The sequence below is a fragment of the Gordonia sp. NPDC003424 genome, assembly GCF_053588655.1.
This window is the reverse complement of the sequence record NZ_JBSFQJ010000012.1, coordinates 121,881-145,351: the sequence shown is the minus strand read 5'-3', so window position 1 is coordinate 145,351 and position 23,471 is coordinate 121,881. Positions and strand designations below refer to the sequence as shown.

Genomic DNA, 23,471 nt, shown 5'->3' with positions numbered 1-23,471 from the left:
CCGCATGTCGTCCACCGTCGGTTCCCCCGCCATCGAGGTGGCCGGCCTGACCAAATCCTTCGGCGACGTCCAGGCACTACGGGGCATCGACATGTGTGCGCACCGCGGTGAGGTACTGGGGCTGCTCGGACCGAATGGATGCGGCAAGACGACGACGGTGAATCTGCTGGCGACCCTGCAGCGGCCCACCTCGGGCACCGCGCGGATCTGTGGTCACGACGTCGTGTCCGAACCAGCCCGAGTTCGGGAGCTCATCTCGTTGACCGGCCAATATGCGTCGCTCGACGACGGTCTCACGGCTGCGGAGAACCTCGCGGTGTTCGGGCGGTTGACCGGGCTGCGGGGTCGGGCGGTATCGCGGCGGACCGATCAGCTCGTGGACCGATTCGATCTGGGCGAGGTGCGCGATCGCCGGGTGGGCACGTTGTCCGGCGGCATGCGGCGTCGTGTGGACATCGCGAGTGCGCTGGTCACCCGCCCGGAGGTGCTGTTCCTCGACGAACCGACCACCGGGCTCGACCCGCGCAGTCGCGCCGCGGTGTGGGAGACCGTCGCCCAGCTCAAGGCCGATGGCATCACGGTGTTGCTGACCACGCAGTACCTCGACGAGGCCGATCGCCTGGCCGATCACATCGTGCTGCTGGATCGTGGACTCGTCGTCGGCTCCGGCACACCCGGCCGGCTCAAACGCGATGCCGGCGCGGCGATCTGCCAGATCACCCTTGCCGACGCGGCCCAACTCGACCGGGTGCGCGCCGCCCTCGCCGACCTGGGCATCGTCGACGAAGACGTCGAGGCGGGAGTCGCGGCCGGCGGCCCGCGGATGGTGGTGCGGGCCCCGGATGGCATGGGCACCGTGGCCACCGTCATCTCGCGGCTGCAGACGGCCGGGGTCGATGTACTCGACATCGGGCTGCGTCAGCCGTCGCTCGACGAGGTGTTCTTCGCCCTGACGGGCAGCCGATGAGTGGCCCCTCCGAGGCAGCCGGCGTCATCGGGACCGACGACGCCGCGCACGCACTCGACGCCTTCGCCGCCGATGTCACACCGCACCGGACGTCGGTGCCGCTGACCGTGTCGGTCGCTACGCTGGGACGCGAAAAACTGCGCGGCGCACTACGTTCCGGTGACCTGACGATGGCGGCGCTGAGTTCGATGGTCTTCTTCGTGTGCTTCTACACACCGCTGCACCGGCGATTCGAACTGACCGGCGGCGACTATGCACAGTTTCTGACGCCCATCATCGCGCTGCAGGCCGGATTGTTCACCGCGATCGCCGCGACCGAGGCGGCCGGCGCCGATGCCCGTGCCGGCGTCCGGGAACGGTTGGCGTCGTTGCCCATGTCGCGGATCTCCCCGCAACTGGCCCGCATGGTGTGGGTGCTCGCCCGCCTGACCGTGGCGATGTCCGCATGTGTGGCGATGGGTGCCGCCCTGGGCTTCCGATTCCATGGAACATGGTGGCAGACGATCGCGTTCCTGGTCCTGGTGATGCTCGTCGGCCTCGGGCTGAGCATGCTGACCGACGCCGCGGGCACGGTCGCACGCAACGCCACCGGCGTGGCGTACCTGTTGATGATCCCGCAGCTGATCCTGGTGATGGCCTCGACCGGGCTCGTTCCGGCCGATGCATTTCCCGGCTGGGCGCAGCCCTTCGTCCGCAACCAGCCGATGTCGGTGTTCGCCGACGCGCTGCGGGCGCTGGCGGCCGGTGCCGACGTCCCGACCGCCGCGCCGGTGCTGTGGCTGGTCGGCCTGCTCGGGGCGGGATGGTTGGCGATGCTGTGCGCGGCACGCAGGTCGGTGGGCCGATGAACGGCGTCGTCTCGACACGCGGTGCGACGGACTCCGCGTGGCCCGCCCGGACCTCGGTCCGCCTCGCTCGGCAATCGATCTCCCACGCCGGCGCCCTGCTGCGTGCGTGGTGTCGCGAACCCGGAATCGTCGTGCAGGCGTTGCTGTTCCCCGCCTTCATGCTCGCCATGTTCCAGCTCGTCCTCGGCGAGACCGTCACCGCGATGGGCGGCGGGGACAGTGTGTACGGCAATGCCGGACTGGTGGCACTGGTCGGCGGCATGTACGGCACCCTGTCCACGGCGGTTCGGCTCATCTCCGAGCGTGACAGCGGACTGCTCTCGCGGTTGTGGACGCTTCCGGTGCCGCGGTCGGGCTTCATCGCCGGCCGACTCACCGCCGAGATGGTGCGGACCGGGATCGCCACCGTGGTCCTCTACATCGTGGCGATTCCGATGGGCTTTCGCTTCGATCAGGGGTGGGCGGCCGGTATCGGGGCAGTCGTCGTGCCGATGATCTTCACCGCGGGACTCGCGGTGCCGGTGATGGCGCTGGCGCTGGTCTCCACCGGCCAGGCCGCGGTGCAGCAGCTGGGCGGCCTGTTCCTGTTCCTGTTGTTCTTCAACACCGGTTTCGCGCCGGTGAGCGAGTATCCCGGCTGGCTGCAGCCGATTGTCCGTTATCAGCCGATGAGTCCGGCGATCGACACGATCCGTGGTCTCACCGAGGGAGGGGCGATCGCCGGGCCGTTCTGCCTGACCATCGCCTGGACAGTCGGCCTGATCGCCGTTTTCGGTGCGGTGGCCGTCCGCGGCTATCGCCATGCCGCAGAAGGGAATCACCACACATGAACTCTCCCGACGAGGTGCGCGCACGTGTCGCCGAGATCCTCGGTATGACCCCCGACGAGATCGACGACGGCATCAACCTGATCGAGATGGGTCTCGACTCGATCCGGATGATGACGATCGCCGGCGAATGGCAGCAACGAGGCCACCAACTCAATTTCGCCGACCTGGCAGCCGAACCCACGATCGCCGCGTGGGTCGCGTTGCTGGACAACACCGCAGCGCAGTCCCGAGCCGCCGCCCCGGTTGCGTCGTCGCGTTCCGAGGACGGCGACGACGAGCCCTTCGGGCTGGCGCCGATGCAACATGCCTACTGGGTCGGTCGCACGGACGTGGCGGATCTCGGCGGGGTGGCCGCGCATCTCTACGTCGAGTTCGATGGTTCGTCCGGGCTGGATCCGGAGAGACTCGCCCGGGCGGTTCACTCCCTGACACACGTCCACCCGATGCTGCGCGCACAATTCCTGCCCGACGGCACCCAGCGGGTGATGCCGGAACTCACCCATGATCCGTTCCAGCTCAACGACCTTCGTGGTCTCGACGCCGACGCGGCCGACGGCGAACTCGATCACATCCGGGAGGCCAAGAGTCATCAGATGCTCGACGTGGCCAACGGCCAGGTCTTCGACCTGACACTCTCGCTGCTGCCCGACGGCCGGCATCGCCTGCACTTCGACATCGATATGCTCGCCTCCGACGCGATGAGCTATCGGATGCTGCTGGCAGATCTGGTGCGTCTCTACGACGGCGAGACCGTGGCGACCCCCGACTACACCTACCGCGATTACCTGCGGCGCCGGGACGAGGACCCGGACCCGGCCCGCGCCCGCGACCGAGACTGGTGGTCCGGGCGCCTCGCCGAATTGCCCTCGGCGCCGGCGCTTCCGACGCGCGCCGACGGATCGGTGGTCGACCATCGCGTGGTGCGCCACCATCATTGGATCGATGGCGAGGCGAAGGCCGAACTGTTCGCCGCCGCCCACGAGCGCGGTGTCACCCCGGCCATCGCACTCGCCGGCGCGTTCGCGGCCACCATCGGTACCTGGTCGAGCCAGGATCGGTTCCTGCTCAACGTCCCCCTCTTCCACCGGGAACCCGCCCACCCCGAGATCGACCGGGTCTCCGGCGATTTCAGTTCGTCGATCCTGATCGACGTCGACTTCCGTCACGCCCAATCCCTGCTGGACCTGATCCGGTCCATGCAGACGACCATGCACGCCAACGGCTCTCACGCCGCCTACGGGGCGCTGGACGTGCTGCGCGATCTGGGGCGTGACCGCGGCGAACCGGTGTTCGCGCCCGTCGTCTACACCAGCGCACTCGGACTCGGAGAGCTGTTCGCCGACGACGTCCTCGCGCGCTTCGGCGATCCCGTCTGGACCATCTCGCAGGGCCCGCAGGTGGTGCTCGACGCCCAGGTCACCGAGGTCGGCGGCGGACTGCTGCTCAACTGGGATGTGCGATCCTCGGCCTTCCCGCCCGGCGTCATCGATGCGATGTTCGCCCGGTACGTGTCGGCCGTCGACAGCCTCGGCACGGGCGACGCCGGCTGGTTGGCCTGTGCGGCACCACCGTTGCCCGCGGCGCAGCGAGCGGTGCGCCGGCGGGTCAACGACACCGCGGGCCCAACCTCCGGCCGCGTGCTGCACGAGGAGTTCTTCGCCCGCGCCACCCACGATCCCGAACGGACCGCCCTCATCTGGCGCTCCGGGGACATGTCCTACGGCGAGCTCGCCGCCGACGCTCTCGCGGTGGCCGGGGCACTCCGGGCGGCCGGTGTGCTGCCGGGAGACGCAGTCGCCGTGCAGGTTCCCAAGGGTCCCGATCAGGTGATCGCGACCCTGGGCGTGTTCGCCGCCGGTGCCGTCTGGGTGCCGGTCGGCCATGACCAGCCGCGCGTGCGGCGTGACGCGATCCTGCGCACCGGCGCGGTTCGGGTGCTGCTCGGCGCCGATCTCGCGGACGAACTGCCCGACGGGGTGCGTCTGCTCGATCTCGCCGAGGCGCGCGACCACCGTACGCCATTCGCCGAGCCAGTTCTTCCGGACCCGGAAACCGTTGCCTACGTGCTGTTCACGTCGGGCTCCACCGGAACCCCGAAGGGTGTCGAGGTACCCCACCGGGCCGCCATGAACACCATCGACGACGTCAACGATCGATTCGGTGTCGGTCCCGACGACCGCTCGCTCACCGTCGCGGCCCTCGAGTTCGACATCTCCGTCTACGACATCTTCGGCATCTACGGTGCCGGCGGTGCGGTGATCGCCGTGGACTTTGCGTCGGCCAAGGATCCGAGCGATTGGCTCGACCTGCTGCGCACCCACCGCGCCTCGATCCTGACCTGTGTGCCAAGCGCCTTCGACATGCTGCTCACCGTCGCCGAATCGGATCCGCGAGGGCTCGGAGACTCGCTGCGCGCAGCACTTCTCGGCGGAGACTGGGTGGGCGTCGACCTGCCCCGCCGGATGCATGCGCTTGCGCCGGACGCACGCTTCGCGGGATTGGGCGGCGCCACCGAGATCGCCATCCACGGCACGGTGTGCGAGGTGCTGGACCCGCCCGCGCACTGGACCTCCGTGCCGTTCGGTACGCCGTTGCGCAATGTCGAGTGCCGCGTGGTGGATTCGTCGGACCGTGACTGCCCGGACTGGGTCACCGGCGAACTCTGGGTCGGCGGGGCCGGCGTGGCGCGCGGATACCGCAACGATCCCGAGCGCACCGCGCAACGTTTCCGCGAGCACGACGGCACACGCTGGTATCGCACCGGTGACCTCGCCCGCTATTCGCCCGACGGAACGATCGAGTTCGTCGGCCGCGCCGACCACCAGGTGAAGATCCGTGGATTCCGGGTGGAGCTCGGCGAGGTCGAGGGCGCTCTGCGGTCGGTGTCCGGGGTGCATGCCGCGGTCGCGACGATCACCGGAACGGCCACGGGGGCACGGCGGTTGGTGGCCGCGGTGACCGTCGAACACGGCGCGGCGCTCGACGCCGCCACGGTGATCGGCGCCCTCGACGATCATCTGCCCACCTACATGATCCCGAGTCACGTCGAGATCGTGGATCGGCTGCCGCTCACCGAGAACGGCAAACTCGACCGCGCGGCCGTCGACACGCTGCTCACCGATCACTCCGGCGCCGAAAAGGTTCCTCCCGCAAACGATCTGGAGAGAGCCCTGCTCGGGATCGTGGCCGACGTGCTCTCCGTCGACCCCGGATCGATCGGGGTGACCGACGACTTCTTCGCCGCCGGAGGCGATTCGGTGCTGGCAACCCGCGTCATCGCGCGCATCCGGGAGTGGCTCGATGCACCACATGTCGGCATCGTGGACATGTTCGCCGCGCGCACCGTGCGTGACCTCGCGGTGCGTATCGACGCCGGAGACGAGACACCCGGTCGACTCGGCGCCGTCGCGGCCATCTATCTCGACATCGCGGCGATGGACGACGCGGCGCTCGCGGAGGCATCCGAGGTGCACGGCTGATGGGCGGCGCGATGACCGATGACGGTCGCGACACCATGCTCGTCCTCGGCGCCGGACCGAAGGCTCTCGCAGTGGCCGCCAAGGCGGCCGTGATGGCCGATCTCGGTTTGCCCGTGCCCCGGATCCGGGTGGTCGAGGCACACGCCGTCGGGGCCAACTGGCAGTGCATCGGCGGCTGGACCGACGGCCGGCACCGACTCGGCACCAGCCCGGAGAAGGACATCGGGTTCCCGTATCGATCCGACGTCGCGGCGCGGGGCAGCGGTGCCCTCAACGTCGAGATCAGCCGTCGCATGCTGGAATACAGCTGGGTTTCCTTCCTGGTCGAACACCAGACATACGCCGAATGGATCGACCGGGGCCGCCCCAACCCGCACCACCACGTGTGGGCCCGGTACCTGCAATGGGTGGCGGCGCGGATCGATCTGGACGTCACGATCGCCACCGTGGAGACCATCGCCGCCGACGATGCGCAATGGACGCTCGGTGTCGTGGCGCCCGACGGCCGTCGCGACGAGATCGTCGGCGACTCGCTGATGATCACCGGCCCCGGCTCCAGCGACGCCCCGATGCTCGACGACGACCGGGTGCTGTCGGTTGCCACGTTCTGGGATCTGGTGTCGCGCCGTGCATTACCGCCGGCGTCCCGGGCCGCCGTGGTCGGCGGCGGGGAGACGGCCGGGTCCGTGCTCGACGAGCTGGCGCGGCACGAGGTGATGACGGTGTCGGTGATCTCGCCCGGTGCCACGATCTACACCCGCGGCGAGAGCTACTTCGAGAACGCCATGTTCAGCGACCCCACCGGATGGCCCAATCTGTCACCCGACGAACGTCGCGACGTCATCCGGCGCACCGACCGTGGCGTGTTCTCCGTCCGGGTGCAGGAGAACCTATTGGGCGACAACCGAATTCACCATCTGCAGGGCCGGGTCGTCTCGGCGCGACGGTCGGGCGAGCTGATCGCGATGGCGCTGCACAATCCCGGTCGGCCGACGCAGACGCACACCTTCGACCTGGTGGTCGACGCCACGGGCGGCGATCCGTTGTGGTTCCTCGACCTGTTCACCGACGACGCCGCCGACCTGCTCGAGTTGTCCGTCGGCTGGCCGCCGGTCCTCGAGCGGATCGAGGCATCGATCGGGCATGATCTCACGGTGACCGGGCTGACGCCGAAGCTGTTCCTGCCCAACCTTGCCGGCTTCGCGCAAGGCCCGGGCTTCCCGAACCTGAGTTCGCTGGGGGAACTGTCGAACCGCGTGCTGAAGACAGGTGCTCCACGCAGTCGTGGTGTGCGGCCGGCGCAGGCCGGCGGCGAGGTGACCTGACGTGGTGACCTTGGTGAGCTATTGTGCCCGTTCAGAGTTCGGGTACATCCGACGGGGTCCGACCCAGGATGTGCAGCGCGATACGTCGATCGGGCCGGACATCGAACTCGCCGAGATCGCTCCAGCCGCGCTTCGTGAGCGCCCGGCGGATGCGCGAATTGCGGGCATCCGGCTCGAGAACGACTCGGCGACAACGTTCGTCGGCGTCGAAGATCCGCTGCGCCAGTTCGGCCATCCAGTCCGACATCATCCCGCGGCCCGTCAGCTCGACATCGGCGGTGGCGATGTGCAGACCCATGTCGTACGGGTCGGCCGGGTAGATCCGCGCGATCTCGTCGCGCGCCGGGCGGTAGAGCTCGATGTACCCCATCTCGACGCCGTCGAGCGCCACGATCAGCGGACGCGAGTAATTCCCGGCCAGACGGTGGGCGATGTCGTCACGCCAGCGCTGCACCGACCATTCCTGTTCCCACGTCGCCACCAGGTGCGGCCGGGAGAACCAACCCACCAGCATGGCGGGGTCGGTGCCGTCCGGATCGGCCGGACGAAGGCGGAACCGTCCGGTCAGCTCGGGCACCACCGGCGGGCCCGCGGCCGCGACTTCGGCCGGCACGTCGGTGATTTCGCGACCGATCGAATACGACTCGCACTCGGATGCGGAAGCGGAATCCATCGGCGGCGGCTCCATTCGTCTCGATCGAACAACGTGTGACTCAGGTCAGCCTAACCCAGAGAAGTGTAGAGATGACGACACATACCACCACCCCGTCCCGCCCGGCTCTCGGAGCGCTACGGCAGTTCCACCAACCCGCCCGTCCGGATCTGCCGCCGCTCTTGGTTTTTCCGCACGCGGGCAGCGGTGCGTCGTCCTATCGCGCTCTCTCCGAACAGTTCAGCCGGGCGTTCACCGTGCTGATCATGCAGTACCCGGGGCGTCAGGACCGTCGGCGTGAGCCTGCCGCAACGGCATTGGCTGATCTGGCGGCCGAGGCGCACGCGGAGTACTCGGCCCGCCCCGATGCCGGGGCCACCCCGCTGACCGTGTTCGGCCACAGCATGGGTGCGATCGTGGGCTTCGAGTTCGCCCGGCTCGCCGAGTCATCCGGTGCAATCACGTTGTCGTGCCTGGTGGTCTCGGCGGCCACCGCGCCGAGCCGGGTGGCCGGCCTGCCGCGCCACCCGACCGACGACGAGGGTCTGATGGCCCACCTCGGTGTCCTCGAGGGAACCGGCGGAACGGTGATGGCCAGCGATGCCGTCATGCGGATGGCATTACCGGTGTTGCGGGCCGACTACGCGGCATTCGACGCGTACGACGCGACCAGCGAGATGACGATCGCGACGCCGATCCGGGTGATCGGTGGCGCCGACGACCCGGTGATCCAACCCCACCTGCTGCACGGCTGGACCGACCACGGTGACGATGTGACCGTCGAACTTTTCGACGGCGGACACTTCTACCTGCACGACAGCGGCCCGGACATCCTCGAGGTGCTGACCGAGACTGGCCCGGCGGTGCGACGATGAGCCGGCGACCCGAATCCATCGTCATCTGCGGGATGGCGGTCGAGGCGCCCGGCGGGGTGGAGACCCCGGGCGACTTCTTCGCGGCGATCGCCGACGGCGTCGAGTTGATCGAACCGTTCCCGCGTGACCGCGACTGGCCGGTCGACCAGGTGCTGTCGCTGGGCGCCCTCGAGGGCTGGGGTGAGGTGCCCGACGCCGGTGGATTTCTGCGTGGGGCAGACGAATTCGACCCGCTCTTCTTCGGTGTGAGCCCACGGGAAGCGGTGGCGATGGACCCGCAGCAGCGCGTCGCGATGCGCGTCGCGTGGCGGGCGTGTGAGAACGCCGGCATCAACCCGGCCGGGCTCGACGGTGCCGAGGTGGGCGTCTACATGGGTGCCTCGATCACCGAGTACGGCCCCCGCGCGGCCGCCGTCAACGACCACAGCGGACACCGGATCGCCGGTACCGCCCTGGGGGCCGTGTCCGGCCGCATCTCCCACGCGCTGGGTGTCGTCGGCCCCTCGATGACCGTCGACACCGCCTGCGCATCGTCGTTGACGGCACTTCATCTGGCCGCCAACGCGATTCGCGGCGGGGAATGTGACTGGGCGATCGCCGGCGGCGTGTGTGTGATGGGCTCGCCCGGCGCGTTCTTCGAGTTCGCCAAGAACAACGGCCTGGCCGCCGACGGACACCTGCGCTCCTACAGCGCGGGCGCGACCGGCACCCTGTGGGGCGAGGGCGCAGGCGTCGTCGTCGTCGAAACCGAAAGCCGCGCACGCCGCCTGGGTCACCGGATACTCGGTACCGTGCTGGCGACCCGGGTCAACCACAACGGATCCGGCGGCCCCATCGTGGTGCCCAGCGCGCTGGCCCAGCAGCGACTCATCGAGCGCACGGTGGCCGCCGCCGGCATCTGCCCGGCCGACATCGACCTCATCGAGGGGCACGGAACGGGTACCCCGCTCGGGGATCCGATGGAACTCGAGGCCCTGCAGAACACGTACGGCGCCGCCCGCGCGCCGGACGATCCGGTCCTGCTGGGGTCGGTGAAATCGAATGCGGGACACGCCCAGGCGGCCGCGGGCATCCTCGGACTGATCAAGGTTCTGCTCTGCGGACGACACGGCGTCATGGCGCCGAGCCTGTTCGCCGACGACCCCACCGACAAGGTGGACTGGGATCGCGCCGGGCTGCGGCTGAGCACACAGTGTCGCGAGTGGACCGCACGGGGTCCGCAACGCCATGCCGCCGTCTCGAGTTTCGGCGTGTCCGGTACCAACGCCCATGCCATCGTCGCCATGCCGGTGGCCGAAAGCGAGTTCGCCCATGTCTGACCATGTTTCGTCGCCATCAGGTGGGGGATACCGGTTTCCCGACGGGCGTGTGCCGATCCTCGTGTCCTCGGATGCCGCCGAACTCGTCGCCGCCGAAGCACGCGCGCTCGGCGACTACCTCCGTGGCCACCCCGACGTCTCCGCGGCGGCGATCGGCGAGCAACTGCTGCGCACCCGGCCGCCGCGACGGTATCGGGCACTGGTGCTGGCGTCGGATGCCGCCCAGCTCACCGAGGCACTCGATGCCGTCGCCGAGGGCCGCACCCATCCCGCGGTGATCCGCGGAGCGGGTCCGGCACGCCCGCGGCGGGTGGCGTATGCGTTTCCCGGGCAGGGCGGTCAGCGCCCGGGAATGGGCAGTCGATTCTACGAGCTGTCCACGGCGTTCCGGCGTACGGTCGATGCCTGCCACGAGCAGTCGCTCCGCTTGTTCGGTGCCTCGGCACGCGATTATGTATTGGGCGACATCGACTCCGACGATCCGGCGGCATCCGACGTGCGGGTCGTCCAGCCGGCCCTGTTCATCCAGATGGCCGGGCTCGCCGCGATGTGGGACGCCGCCGGTGCCGTGCCGGCGGTGACGGTGGGCCACAGCCAGGGCGAGATCGCCGCCGCCTACCGCAGCGGTGCGATGACGCTGTCGGACGCGCTGACCATCGTCACCGTGCGCGCCCGCCTCGTGCATGAACTGTCGCCCCGTGGCCACACGATGGCCGTGGTCGGCATCGACGTCGACGAGTGCGAGGCGATGCTCGCCCGGCACTCGGGCTGGGCGCAACTGTCCGTGGTCAACTCGGCGCACATCCTGTGCATCTCCGGCCGCCGCGACGCCGTGCTCGACATGGTCGACACCCTCACGGCGCAGGGGCGATTCGCCCGGGAGATCCGCGTCGAGTACCCCGCGCACACGAGCGTGGTCAGTGACTACCAGCCCGCGTTTCTCGACGCGCTCGGCACCTACCTCGAACACGACCACATGATGCCGGGCGACATCCCGTGCGTCGGCGCGACGCTGGGGGAGGCCGTGGACGAGTCGATGTCGTTGGGGGACTACTGGTTCTGGAATCTGCGTAACCGTGTCCGATTCGACAAGGCGATCGAGAACGCGGCGCTCGTCCATCGGGCGGACTTCTTCATCGAGATGTCCGAGCACCCGACCCTGTTGCTCGCGATGGGTGAGACCCTGTCCGGGATCGACAGCGCCGACGCCGCCGGCCGGCCCATTATCGGCACCTCGCGGCGCGATGCCGACGGCCTCGACGAGTTCACCCGCAACGTGGCGGCACTGGCCGTCGCCGACACCGGCTTCCGGTGGGATGCCCTGACACAGCACGACGACCTCCGGTCCGGTCCGGCCTGGTCACCGCTGGAGGGGTTCCCGAACACGATCATGCGTCGGGTGCATCTCTGGGCCGACCGGGACGCGGGCCTCGACGACGAGGTGAACTCGCCCGCGTGGGCCGCTGCCCGATCCGGGCCGGCGCCGCAACGTCTGGTGGCGCGCTGGCAGCCCCTCAAACGGCGAAAACTGCTGGCGCCGAGGACCATCGCGATCCTCGACCCGACCGGCCAGGGCGCCGACGACGCGGCCCGGATCTGTGCGGCGGCGGACGCGCAGGGCGCCACGGCCTTTCTCGTGGACGAGCACAGCGCACAGCGCGACGACATCGACACCGCGATCCTGTTGCTCGGTCCCCCCGGGACCAAACCGGCCGATGTCGCCGATGCGGTGGCGTCCGTCCTCGCGAACCGGCGCTGGTCCGCCGGGCTGCGCTCGGTACCGGCACAGTTCTGGTGGGTCACCGTCGGCGGTGAATCCGTCGTCGACACCGACCCCGTGCCGGATCTGGTCCACGGTTCGATCACCGCGGCACTGCGTTGTGCCGCAGCCGAATACCCTGGCGTGCGGTTCCGGCATCTCGATCTGGGCGCGAGGCCGGACGCTGATGCGGCGCGGTTGCTGGGGGAGCAGGTGATCTCGGCGGTGCACGTCGCCGACGAGCCGGAGCTGGCGATGCGTGACGGGCTCTTCGTCAAGCGCCTCGCGCCCGCCGAACCGGACACCGCAGTCGCACAGGCGAATCCGCGCCACGTGCTGATCACCGGTGGTACCGGGCAGGTCGGGATGGAGTTCTGCGAGCACTACGCGAGAGCCGGGGCGCACCGGATCACCCTGGTCAGTCGCTCGGGAGCGGGACCGCAGACCACCCGGCGGATCGACGCGCTGCGTCGTCGGGTGGACACCGTCATCGACGTCGTCGCCGGGGACATCGCCGACGAACTCGACGCCGATCGGCTCGCCGACATGCTCACCGAGCCGGTGACGCTACTCGTCCACACCGCGATGAACTACGTCGCCGCCGGCGTCGACGAGATCACCGCCGAACAGATCGTCGACGCCGAGCGCGCCAAGGTGACCGGTCTGCGACGGCTGCTCGCGGTGTTGCCGATGGCCGACGACGTCCACCTGCTGCTGTGCTCGTCGATCGCCGCCACCCTCGGCGGACGCGAGCAGGCCCTCTACGCCCTGACCAACCGGACCCTCGGCATCATGGCGGCGGAACTCCGCGACGAGGGCCGGTCGGTGACCACCGTCGAATGGGGTCTGTGGCGCGTGCAGGGTCCACTGGACGACGCCGGGGTCGCACGGGTCGAAGGTGCCGGCGTGGTGCCCATGTCGCCGGCGTCGGCCCTCGCCACCGGTCTGGGTGGGCTGGGCGCCGACAGCATCGTCGCGGCGGCGGACTGGGCGCAAGTGCACGACCTCCTCACCCTTTTCGGCTATCAGCGGGTGCTCGGAGACCTACCGGACGCACCTGCGGTCCCTGCCCGGGCATCGACCCCGGCACCGGCACCGGGCCCGGTCCCCACGGCCGCGGCCGAACCACCGCCGACACCGCCGGCACCGCCGACACCGCCGGAGGATGCGGCAGCCGCGGCGCCGCCCCAGCCCGGGGACATGCTGCGCGCCGAACTGGCGGTGGCGATGGGTCTCCCGCACGTCGACGATCTGGACCCCGAACTCCCGCTGGTGGCGCTCGGTCTGGACTCGCTGCAGGCGCTGGATTTCCGGAGACGGGTGAAGACCGTGCACGGACATGACCTGCCCGTCGAAGCGATCCTCGGTGGCGCCTCCCTCCGGGAGGTCATCGAGCTGATGCGGTGACCCGGGCCAATTCGATTTGGTTAGGCTTGCCTATGTAAGCTCGGCTCATGGTGGACGACCAGATGCTGCTGAAGAAGGAACTGTTGCGCCGGCGTCTGGCGGCCGGTGGGCTGACCCGCACCACAACCGATACGCCGGCCCCGGCGCGACCGGACGGAGCCACGACTCCGCTGTCGCCCGCACAGCGGCGACTGTGGTTTGTCCAGTACCGGGACTCTGCCGACACCTCGCTGAATGTGGGCGTCGCCTATCGACTCGAGGGTCCGGTGGACACCGCGCGCCTGCACCGCGCCTTCGACGACGTGGTGGCACGGCACGAGATCCTGCGCACCACCTATGAACTGGGGGCCGACGGAGAACCCCTCGCACGTCACCATGCCGCCGGGCGGGTGTCGTGGAGCGAGGTCGATCTCGGTGATCTCACCGGCCGGACCCTCGACCGGCGCGTGCGGGTCCTGGCCCGCCGCGAGTTCGCGACGCCGTTCGATCTGAGCACGGATTGCCCGCTGCGGGTCACCGTCCTGTCCTCGGCGCAGGATGCCCACATCCTGGTGCTCACCGTGCATCACATCTGCTGGGACGACGAATCATGGCCGGTCCTGTTCGGGGAAGTCGCCGCGACCTACGACGCCACCGGTCCGGAGACCGGCGCCGGCGCGGCCGGATTGCCGCCGCTGACCCGGCAGTATGCCGACCTGCCCGCCGCCGGGGCGGCCGATGACCTGGATTTCTGGCGCGAGCACCTGACCCCGCTGCCGGAGCGACTCTCGTTGCCCGAGGGAGCGCGCCACGGCGACCCGGGCAGCGCACTGCTGAACCGGTCCATCGACGTCGAAACGTCCGGTCTTGTCGAGGCTTTCGCCCGCGCCCATGCGGTCAGCCCGTTCACGGTGTACGCGGCGGCCGCGGATGTGCTGATCCACCGGATCACCGGCGCCGTCGACTTCACCGTCGCCGTACCGGTCACGCATCGTCCGGAGGGCAGTGCCGACCTGATCGGCTATTTCGGGAACACCCTGTTGCTGCGCACCCGGATCGCGCCCACCGACTCCTTTGCCGCGGTCACCGCCGCCGCGGGTGCGCGGCTCCTGGCCGGGTTCGCCCACCAGGGTGTGCCGGTCGACCGAGTCGTCGGCGCGCTGAATCCGGGCCGGGCCGGGGGTGACGGTCTCGCGGACCTGGTGGCGGTGAGCCTGAGCGCACGCGGTGACACCGCCGGCCCGTCGTTGTCCGGCGTGTCCGCCACCCACCTCCACGAACTCGGAACGCCGAATGGTCAACTGCCGCTGGAACTGACCGTGGTGATGGGCGACGAGGCGCGGCTGGAGGTCGAATACTCGACCGGTGTTCTCGACGCGGACATCGCGGCGGACATCGCCGACGCCTATCTGCATCTCCTCGACCGCGCGGTGCGCACTCCGGACTTCCCGGTCCGCGACCTCGAACTGCTCGGCCCGGCCGCGCGGGCGCGGGTGCTCGCCGCGTCGACCGGGGCACAGGTGGATCGTCCCGCGGTCACCGTCGTCGACCTGATCGCCGCGGTCGCCGCATCGCGGCCCGACCACGAGGCGGTCGTCTCCGACGACGTCACGCTGACCTACCGGCAGCTCATCGAACGATCACAGCGCTTGGCGCACTGGCTGATCCGCTCCGGGGTCGGGCCCGAGGACCTCGTGGGACTGCGGATGGGCGGATCGGTCGAGTTCGTCGTCGCCGCACTCGCGGTGCTCGAGTCCGGTGCCGCCTATCTCCCGATCGACCCCGACTACCCCGACGACCGCGCGGCCTTCCTGATCTCCGATGCCTCGCCCCGGATGGTGCTCGATCGTGGCGAGCTCGCCCGGGCCGAGGCGGACGCGGCCGCACTGTTCGCCGACGCGCCGCCGGGCCCGATCCGAGAGGCCCGTCGCACACCGCTGCTGCCCGGCCATCTCGCCTACGTGATCTACACCTCCGGCTCCACCGGTACACCCAAGGGTGTCCCGGTGGCGCACAGCGCGATCGCCGATCATCTGATCGGCTTCGGCGCCGGCGAGGTACTAGCCCCCGACGACCGTCTGGTGCAGACGTCGTCGGTCAGTTTCGACGCCTCGATGTTCGAGATCTTCTGCACCCTGTCCGTCGGCGCGACCCTGGTGGTCCCGAAACCCCATGCAGTGCAGGATATTTCCTACATGGCCGATCTCCTGGTGCGGCAACGGGTCACCGTCATGCACATGGTGCCGACGTTGCTGTCGACACTGCTGATGGTGCCGGAGGTCAAACAGTGGACCATGCTGCGGACCGTCCCGGTGGGTGGTGAGGCGATGTCCGGTGAGGTCGCCGACGCATTCACCAGCACCTTCCATGCCGCGTTGTCCAACAACTACGGACCCACGGAAGCCGTTGTCGCGGCGACACATTTCCCGGTCGACGGACCGCAGGGCAACGCCATCGTGCCCATCGGCACACCCAACACCAACGTGACCGGCTACGTTCTCGACGCCGGACTGCACCTGGTGCCCGACGGTGTGGTCGGCGAGATCTATCTCGGCGGACCGCAACTGGCCCGCGGCTATCTCGGCCGTCCGGCGCTCACGGCCGCGCGATTCGTCGCCGATCCCTTCGATCCCGGTGGAAGGCTCTACCGCACCGGCGATCTCGCGCGCCGCAACTCGGCCGGTGATCTCGAGTTCGTCGGACGCGCCGACGAGCAGGTCAAGATCCGCGGCTACCGGATCGAACTCGGCGAGGTCGAGGCGGCGCTCGGGTCCCACCCCGACGTCGCGCACGCCGTCGCGCTTGTCGACTCCGACGACACCGGCGCCCGGCTGATCGCCCATGTGGTGCCCGACGTCCACACCGACGGGCGGATCGACGTCGACGATGTCCTGCGGCACGTGCGGGCGGCGGTGCCCGAGCACCTGGTGCCGTCCGCCCTGGGCACGATCGACGAGATACCGCTCACCGTGCACGGCAAACTGGACCGTGATGCGCTGCCGATCATCTCGCCGACACCGCGATCCGATCGGGGGCCACGCACCCCGACCGAGAAGCGGATCGCGGCGGTCTACGCGGAGATCTTCGGGCACGACGAGATCGGTGCGCAGTCGTCGTTCTTCGATCTCGGAGGCCACTCGCTGCTCGCGGCGCGCCTGGTCACCACCTTGGCCGCCGAGTTCGGGGTGGACGTCGATGTGCGTCTGCCGCTTGACCATCCGACCGTCGAGGGCCTGGCCGCCGCAGTGGTGGCGGCGGTGCAGGCCGAGTACGGCATCGACCTCGACGACCTGGGTGACGCCGCGGAATCCGGTGACCTCGGTGAGGGGTTCCCGGCGGCGAGTCCGGCCCGGCCGCCGGTGCGCGCCGTCGACCGTCCGGATCCGATCCCGCTGTCGTTCTCCCAGTTGGCGATGTGGTTCCAGCAGCGATTCGAGGGGGCGGGTGCGGCCGGGAACATCCCGCTCGCACTGTGCCTCGACGGCCCGATCGACGTCGACGCCCTCGGTGCCGCACTCGGCGACGTCGTGGCGCGCCACGAATCGCTGCGCACCGCCTTCGTCGAACGTAACGGCCTGCCCACCGCACAGATCCAGCCGGAGGTGACGATCGGCCTGCCCGTTATCGACGTGGAGTCCGCAGCAGCCCGCGACGCCGAACTCGCCGCCGGCCGCAACCACGAGTTCGATCTGACCACCGCGCCGCTGATGGCGCCGAAGTTGGTGCGGGAGAGCGATACCCGGCATACCCTGGCGATCGTCGTGCACCACATGGCGATCGATCACTGGTCGACCGACGTCCTGATCAACGATCTGATCGCCGCATACCGGGCCCGGTGTGCGGGGCGGGCACCGGAGTTCACCGAGGCCACACTGACTTATACCGACTACACGGTGTGGCAGCATCGGCTGTTCGGTGTCGGCGCGCCGGCGGGCGACGACCTCGCCGAGTACGGCCGCGCCGAGATCGAACACTGGCGGGCGACCCTCGACGGTGCGCCCGACGAGATCTCCGTCGCCACCGACCGCCCGCGGCCGCCGGCGCTCGGCACGACGGGCGTCCTCGCCGACTTCACCGTCCGACCCGAGATCCGCCGCGCTTATCGGAACGTTGGCGACGACTGCGGCGCAACCGAATTCATGGTCCTGACGGCTGCGCTGACCGCGCTGATGAGCCGACTCGGCGGCGGCGACGACATCGCGATCGGCACTCCGGTGGCCGGACGACTCGATCCCGCAACGGCCGAACTCGTGGGGCTCTACGCCAACATGGTCGCAATGCGCACCCGGACCGACGGCAAACCGACGATGCGCGACCTGATCGGCCGCACCCGCGATACCGTGCTCGACGCGTTCGCGCACCAGGACGTGCCGATCGAGCGGCTGGTGGAAGCGCTCAACCCACGTCGCACCAGATCCCGGAACCCACTGTTCCAGAGCATGATCCACTTCCGCGACGTGGATAACAACTCGTCGGGTCGGGCGCTCGACGACGACGGCGCGACCACCGTGCGGCTGCTGCCCGTGGCGCAGGACACCTCGTTCCTCGACCTGAACCTGAATCTGGTCGTCACCGACGACGGCGGCATCGACGGGCGCCTGGTCGCCAGCGCCGACCTCTACCAGCAGGACACCGTCGACGGGATCGCCGCCGCGTTCGTCGCGATGCTCGACGGTGTCGGGCGCCGGTCGGAGGATGCGGTGTCCGCCATCGACCTGCCGCCACTGCCGGGGGTGATCACCGTCGACCAGCACGCCGACGACCCGGCGGCTCTCGCCGCGCTGATCACCGCCACGCATCCGCGCCGGGTGCATGCCGGGCCGCGCACCCTCGCGGCCCTCCAGCACACCGGCTCGACCGATCTGGGCTCGGTTCGCGAATGGGTGATGACCGAGCCGGGACCCGCTGCGGCACTGGGCGAATCGCTGACGGCGCTCGCGCCGGGATCGCGCGTGACCGACCCGTTCGCCGACGCCGCGCCGGTGGTGGTGCCGATGGCCGCGGTGGCGGGCGGCGGTGCCGAGACCCCGACCGAGGAACGCCTCATCGCGATCCTGTCGGACCTGCTCGGAGTCGACGGGCTCGGCCGCGACGACAACTTCTTCGCTGTCGGCGGCGACAGCGTGATCTCCATCCAGTGGTCTGCCCGCGCGGCCGCCGAGGGTCTGCCCCTGGCACCGCAGCAGATCTTCGATCACTACACCATCGCCGAACTCGCCGAGGCCGTCGACGCCGAGGGGGACGCCGTCCTCGTGGCGGACCACGAGGACGCGGCGCCGATGACGGCCTCGGGGCTCAGCGACGACCTGCTCGCCTCGCTCGGCGCCGCCTGGAAGTCACAGCAGTGAGCGCACCCGAGATCGAGGACGTCCTCGCGCTCAGTCCGCTGCAGGAGGGACTGTTCGCGCTCTCGGAGATGTCCGAGGGATTCGACGTCTACTCCATGCAGTTCGTCGTCGAGATCACCGGGCCGCTGGACACCGCCCGCCTGCGGGCCAGTGTCGGCGAGCTCCTTCGACGACACCCGAATCTCCGGGTCTCGTTGTGGGACAGAGGGGTTCCGAAACCGGTGCAGATCGTGCCGACCACGGTCGCCACGCCGTGGGAGGAGCGTTGCGCCACCGCGGCGAGCTTCGACGACCTGGCGACGGCCGAGCGTGCGCGGCGCTTCGACCTGCGGAACGGGCCGTCGCTACGCATCATGCTGGTCACCTTGCCCGAGCAGCGGTGGCGCCTGCTGGTCACCGCCCACCACATCCTGATGGACGGCTGGGCCGTCGCCCTGTTCTTCGGTGAACTGCTGGCCATCTACAGCGCCGACGGCTCCGGACACGCACTGCCACCCGTGCGGCCCTACCGCAACTACATCGCCTGGCTCGCCGCGCAGGACGGCGAGGCCGCGTCGACCGCCTGGCGGCAGCACCTCGACGGTGTCGAGCCGCTGATGCTCGGCACACCGGAGGTGGCCGAGGCCGTACCGGTGCGGACCCGTCACCGTCTCCATGCGGAGTCGACCGCCCGGCTGGTGACGTGGGCGCGGTCGTCGGGACTGACGATCAACACCGCTGTCGCCTACGCCTGGGCCACGGTGCTCGGACGCCTGACCGACCGCGACGATGTCGTGTTCGGCACCACCATCTCCGGTCGCCCGCAATCGCTTCCGGGCGCAGACGAGATGATCGGACTGTTCATCAACACCGTTCCGTTGCGGGTGCGGCCGGCCACCGGCCGGCCCGGCGAGCCGACGACCGTGGCCGGCGCATGCGATGTGCTGCAACGGGAGTCGACCGCGATGCGGGATCAGGGGTATCTCGGGCTGTCCGAGATACAACGTGTCGCCGGCGGCTCGGCGCTGTTCGACACGCTGTTCGTCTTCGAGAACGCACCCATCGGCACGGCCACCGAGCCGGTCAGCGCCGCCGACGGGACCCGATTCCTCCCGTTGGCGATGGAGAGCCTGGCGCACTATCCGCTCACCGTGGTCGCCTACCTCCTCGACGGCGAACTCATCGTGATCACCGAAGCCGTCGAGGGTGCACTCGGCGCGGTGGTGCCCGCAGAGGTCGCCGAACGCATGATCGGTGTGCTGGAGCAGCTGCCGGACCGCGCCGCCGACCATCCGGACCGCATCGACGTACTCCTGCCTGCCGAACGCGAACTGCTCGGTGCGGCACACCCCGACGCTCCCGCCGACGGCGCTGTCAACGAGCCCATGACCGTGGTCGACGCGGTCCGCGCGCAATGCGCACGCACCCCGGATGCGCCGGCACTGACCACCGCGACCTCGACGATGACCTACCGGGAACTCTGGGCCGCCGCCGCGCGCCTCGCCGGAGAACTGACCGCGGCGGGCATCGGCCCGGAATCCGTCGTCGGCATCGCGGTGCCGCGATCGGCGGACAGCGTCGTCGCCATCCTCGCCACGTTCCTCGCGGGCGGTGCGTACGTGCCCATCGACGTGGCCCTGCCCGCGCCGCGGGTGGCCGCCGTGATCGAACAGGCGGGCGCCGCCGTGGTGGTCACCGACACCGCTCACGCCGACCTGCCGATCGGACCGGCACGCCCCCTCGTCCTCGACGACGAGCAGACCGTACGCCGGATCGCGCGGCGGCCCGACAACGTCGAGTCACCCGCCATCCACCCGCACAGCGCGGCGTACATCATCTTCACCTCCGGCTCCACCGGAGAACCCAAGGGCGTCATCGGAACCCATGCCGCCCTGGTCAGCTACTGCCGCGATCACCGCGATCACCTGCTGGCCCCGGCGCGTGCCCGACTGGGCCGTCCGCTGCGGGTGGCCCACGCCTGGACGTTCAGTTTCGACGCCTCGTGGCAACCCCTCGCGGCCCTCCTCGACGGACACGCCCTGCACCTGTTCGGCGACGACGACATGCGCGATGCCGGCCGCCTCGTGGCCGGACTGGCCGAACACCGCATCGACATGATCGACACCACGCCGTCGATGTTCGGTCAGCTGTCGGCGGCCGGGATCGTCGGGAATGTCGATGGGGGACAGGGTCATCTCACCGTTCTGGCGCTCGGCGGTGAGGCCATCGGACCGCAGCTCTGGGCGCAGCTGAGTGCATTGCCCGGCACCACCGTGCACAACTGCTACGGCCCCACCGAGACCACCGTCGAGGCCGTGGTGGCGCGCGTGGCCGACTCCGACGTGCCGACCATCGGCACGGCCACCGACCGGATGCGGGCGCATGTGCTGGACTCCCGGCTGCGGCCGGTGCCCACCGGCGTGGCGGGTGAACTCTATCTCTCCGGCGCGCAGGTGACCCGCGGCTACGTGAATCGTGCCGCGATGACCGCAACCCGATTCGTCGCCGATCCCCGGGTCCCCGGTGCTCGGATGTACCGGACCGGAGATCTGGTGCGGCGCAACAGTCGTGGCGATCTCCTGTTTGTCGGACGGCGTGACGATCAGGTCAAGATCCGCGGCTACCGGATCGAGATCGCCGAGATCGAGACGGCATTGCGGACGCTGCCCGGCGTCACCGCCGCCGCTGTGGTGAAAGTCGACCGGGCCGCCGGGCCGGCACTGGTCGGCTTCGCCGCGGGTGCGGATCTCGACCCGCGCGATCTGCGCAGTAAACTGGCGGATCGCATACCGGTACATATGATTCCGGCGCGGATCGTCGCCGTTGCGGCGCTGCCGATGAACGCCAACGGCAAACTCGACAGTCGGGTCCTCGCGGAGTCCGCGCACGCCGCGCTCGAGGTCCAGGTCGGTGATGTCGACGATGAACTGACGGAGACCGGCCGCACGGTTGCGACCGTGACCGGCGCCGTGCTCGGCGCGATACCGGGAGCCGACGACGACTTCTTCGATCTGGGCCTCGACAGCATCGTCGCAATGGCCATGGTGAACCTGCTGCGTGAGCAGGATCTCGCCGTGACGCCGCGAATGGTGGTGGCGCATCCGACGATCCGGGACCTCTCCGATGCCATCGACCGCGCCGGGCACGACGCCGTGCCCGCCCGCCGGGCGGGACCCGGATCGGTGCCCGCGGTGCCGATCGTGGAGTGGATGCGCGAGTACGGCAAGGATCGACGCTTCACACAGACGGTGCTGTTCGCCCTCCCGCAAGGATTGTCCGACGACGCGCTGGTGTCGGTACTGCAGTCACTCGTCGACGGCCACGACATGCTGCGGGCCATCCGGACAGCGGGCGAGGTGAGCACCCGAGCGGTCGGCGCCGTCGATGCCGCGGCTGTGCTCACCGGCATGGACCTGTGCACCCTGAGCGCCGACGTGACGGCTGCGGCGCGGTCGGCCAACGACCGGATCGACCCCGACGACGGACGCATGATGGCCGCGATCCGACTGCGCCGCAACGACAGCGGTGATGTCCTGCTGCTGGCGATCCACCATCTCGCCGTCGACGCGGTGAGCTGGCAGATCATCTTCGGTGACCTCGCCGAGGCCGGGGCGGCGGTGGCATCCGGTGGGTTGCCGGCGCCGGCGGCCGAACACAGCGACTACCGGGCCTGGTGTGAATACCTGGTGTCGCGGCGCGACGACTCCGACGCACTCGCGACGCGCGATCACTGGATCCGCGAAGCGACCGGCCCGGACCCGGCATTGGGCACCCGTCGTCCCGACCCGCGGTCCGACACCTGGAGTTCACTCCGGTCGATGGTGTCGCTCACCGACCCCGCGATCACCGCCGGCATGCTGTCCCATCTCGACCGAAGCGTGGGTGTGCGTGAATTCCTGCTCACCGCACTGACTCTCACGATCGCCACCTGGCGCCGCCGGCGCGGCGACGACCCGGCGGCCGGCGCCTACATCGCCCTCGAAGGCCACGGGCGCGAGGATGCGCAGGCCGGCCCCGACGTGGACACCACCCGCACCCTCGGCTGGTTCACCACCGTGTATCCGGTCCGCCTCGGCGTCGGCCGGGACATCGACGTGGATCGGGTGGCCGCCGATCCGCATGCCGGCCGGGAACTACTGGCATCGGTGGCCGATCATGTCGCCGCGGCACCCCAGGGCGGACTCGACTTCGGCGTGCTGAAATACCTTGCGCGGGTACCCGAACTGCTTGCCGCCGACGAACCGCAGGTGGAGTTCAACTACCTCGGCCGCTACGATCTGCACACCGAGCAGGACGTCACCGACGGCTGGGCGCCGTGGTCCCCGATCACCGATCTGGAACTCAACGATCAGCTACCCACCGACCCGGAACCCGATCTGCCCCTGCGGTATGCGCTCGACGTGGTCGCGGTGGTGCGGGGGACCGCGGACGGTCCGCAACTCGTGACGAACTGGCGCTACAGCGACGCCCTGCTCAGCGCGGCCGACGCCGCGGAACTCGCGGAGATCTGGCAGGAGGCGGTGGCGGCGCTCGCCGCAGCGAACACCGGCTGATCCGACGGGTCGTCTCCCACCGCTGATCGAGTAAGGCTCCGAGCTTGCGCCCTTCGATGCGCTCGCAAGCTCGCTTACTCAGGAACCGGCGCCGCATCGAGATCTCGTGCTGTCAAAGGGAAGTGGCCTCGATGCGCGGCCTCGCAAGCTC

At 69.8% G+C, this 23,471-nt stretch carries 11 protein-coding genes; 10 read left to right on the top strand and 1 reads right to left on the bottom strand.

Features of this window, described 5'->3' with window-relative positions:
• The first annotated feature begins 4 nt into the window (after window positions 1-4).
• Genes ACWDTI_RS18070 through ACWDTI_RS18050 form a run of 5 tightly spaced genes read left to right on the top strand, consistent with a single transcriptional unit; the run spans window position 5 to window position 7,449 of the window.
• Window positions 5-967 (top strand): ATP-binding cassette domain-containing protein, encoded by a 963-nt coding sequence (locus ACWDTI_RS18070; protein WP_449739478.1) that lies wholly within the window; start codon window positions 5-7, stop codon window positions 965-967.
• A complete protein-coding gene (locus tag ACWDTI_RS18065) occupies window positions 964-1,815 on the top strand; it encodes an ABC transporter permease (protein WP_449739477.1) in 852 nt (283 codons plus the stop codon). Before ACWDTI_RS18070 ends, ACWDTI_RS18065 begins: the two co-directional genes overlap by 4 nt.
• Entirely contained in the window at window positions 1,812-2,645 is an 834-nt protein-coding gene (locus ACWDTI_RS18060; protein WP_449739476.1) for an ABC transporter permease, read from the top strand. The genes ACWDTI_RS18065 and ACWDTI_RS18060 overlap by 4 nt, the downstream gene beginning before the upstream one ends.
• Window positions 2,642-6,124: a non-ribosomal peptide synthetase gene (locus ACWDTI_RS18055; RefSeq protein WP_449739475.1), complete on the top strand. Its 3,483-nt coding sequence runs from the start codon at window positions 2,642-2,644 to the stop codon at window positions 6,122-6,124. Before ACWDTI_RS18060 ends, ACWDTI_RS18055 begins: the two co-directional genes overlap by 4 nt.
• Window positions 6,124-7,449 (top strand): SidA/IucD/PvdA family monooxygenase, encoded by a 1,326-nt coding sequence (locus tag ACWDTI_RS18050; protein WP_449739474.1) that lies wholly within the window; start codon window positions 6,124-6,126, stop codon window positions 7,447-7,449. Before ACWDTI_RS18055 ends, ACWDTI_RS18050 begins: the two co-directional genes overlap by 1 nt.
• A gap of 31 nt (window positions 7,450-7,480) precedes the next feature.
• Here ACWDTI_RS18050 and ACWDTI_RS18045 read toward each other — a convergent pair whose 3' ends face one another.
• On the bottom strand, window positions 7,481-8,122 hold the full coding sequence (locus ACWDTI_RS18045) for a GNAT family N-acetyltransferase (RefSeq protein WP_449739473.1): 642 nt from the start codon (window positions 8,120-8,122) through the stop codon (window positions 7,481-7,483).
• 71 nt (window positions 8,123-8,193) lie between these two features.
• Between ACWDTI_RS18045 and ACWDTI_RS18040 the strand changes: the two genes are divergently transcribed.
• The 5 genes from ACWDTI_RS18040 to ACWDTI_RS18020 are packed head-to-tail and all read left to right on the top strand — an operon-like array spanning window position 8,194 to window position 23,320.
• Window positions 8,194-8,976, top strand: coding sequence for a thioesterase II family protein (locus ACWDTI_RS18040; protein ID WP_449739472.1), 783 nt, complete (start codon window positions 8,194-8,196; stop codon window positions 8,974-8,976).
• Entirely contained in the window at window positions 8,973-10,295 is a 1,323-nt protein-coding gene (locus tag ACWDTI_RS18035; protein WP_449739471.1) for a beta-ketoacyl [acyl carrier protein] synthase domain-containing protein, read from the top strand. The genes ACWDTI_RS18040 and ACWDTI_RS18035 overlap by 4 nt, the downstream gene beginning before the upstream one ends.
• A complete protein-coding gene (gene nbtC, locus ACWDTI_RS18030) occupies window positions 10,288-13,461 on the top strand; it encodes a nocobactin polyketide synthase NbtC (protein WP_449739470.1) in 3,174 nt (1,057 codons plus the stop codon). Before ACWDTI_RS18035 ends, nbtC begins: the two co-directional genes overlap by 8 nt.
• 47 nt (window positions 13,462-13,508) lie before the next feature.
• A complete protein-coding gene (locus ACWDTI_RS18025) occupies window positions 13,509-18,788 on the top strand; it encodes an amino acid adenylation domain-containing protein (RefSeq protein WP_449739469.1) in 5,280 nt (1,759 codons plus the stop codon).
• Window positions 18,785-23,320, top strand: a complete 4,536-nt coding sequence (locus ACWDTI_RS18020) for an amino acid adenylation domain-containing protein (RefSeq protein ID WP_449739468.1) — start codon at window positions 18,785-18,787, stop codon at window positions 23,318-23,320. The genes ACWDTI_RS18025 and ACWDTI_RS18020 overlap by 4 nt, the downstream gene beginning before the upstream one ends.
• The last annotated feature ends 151 nt before the right edge of the window (window positions 23,321-23,471 follow it).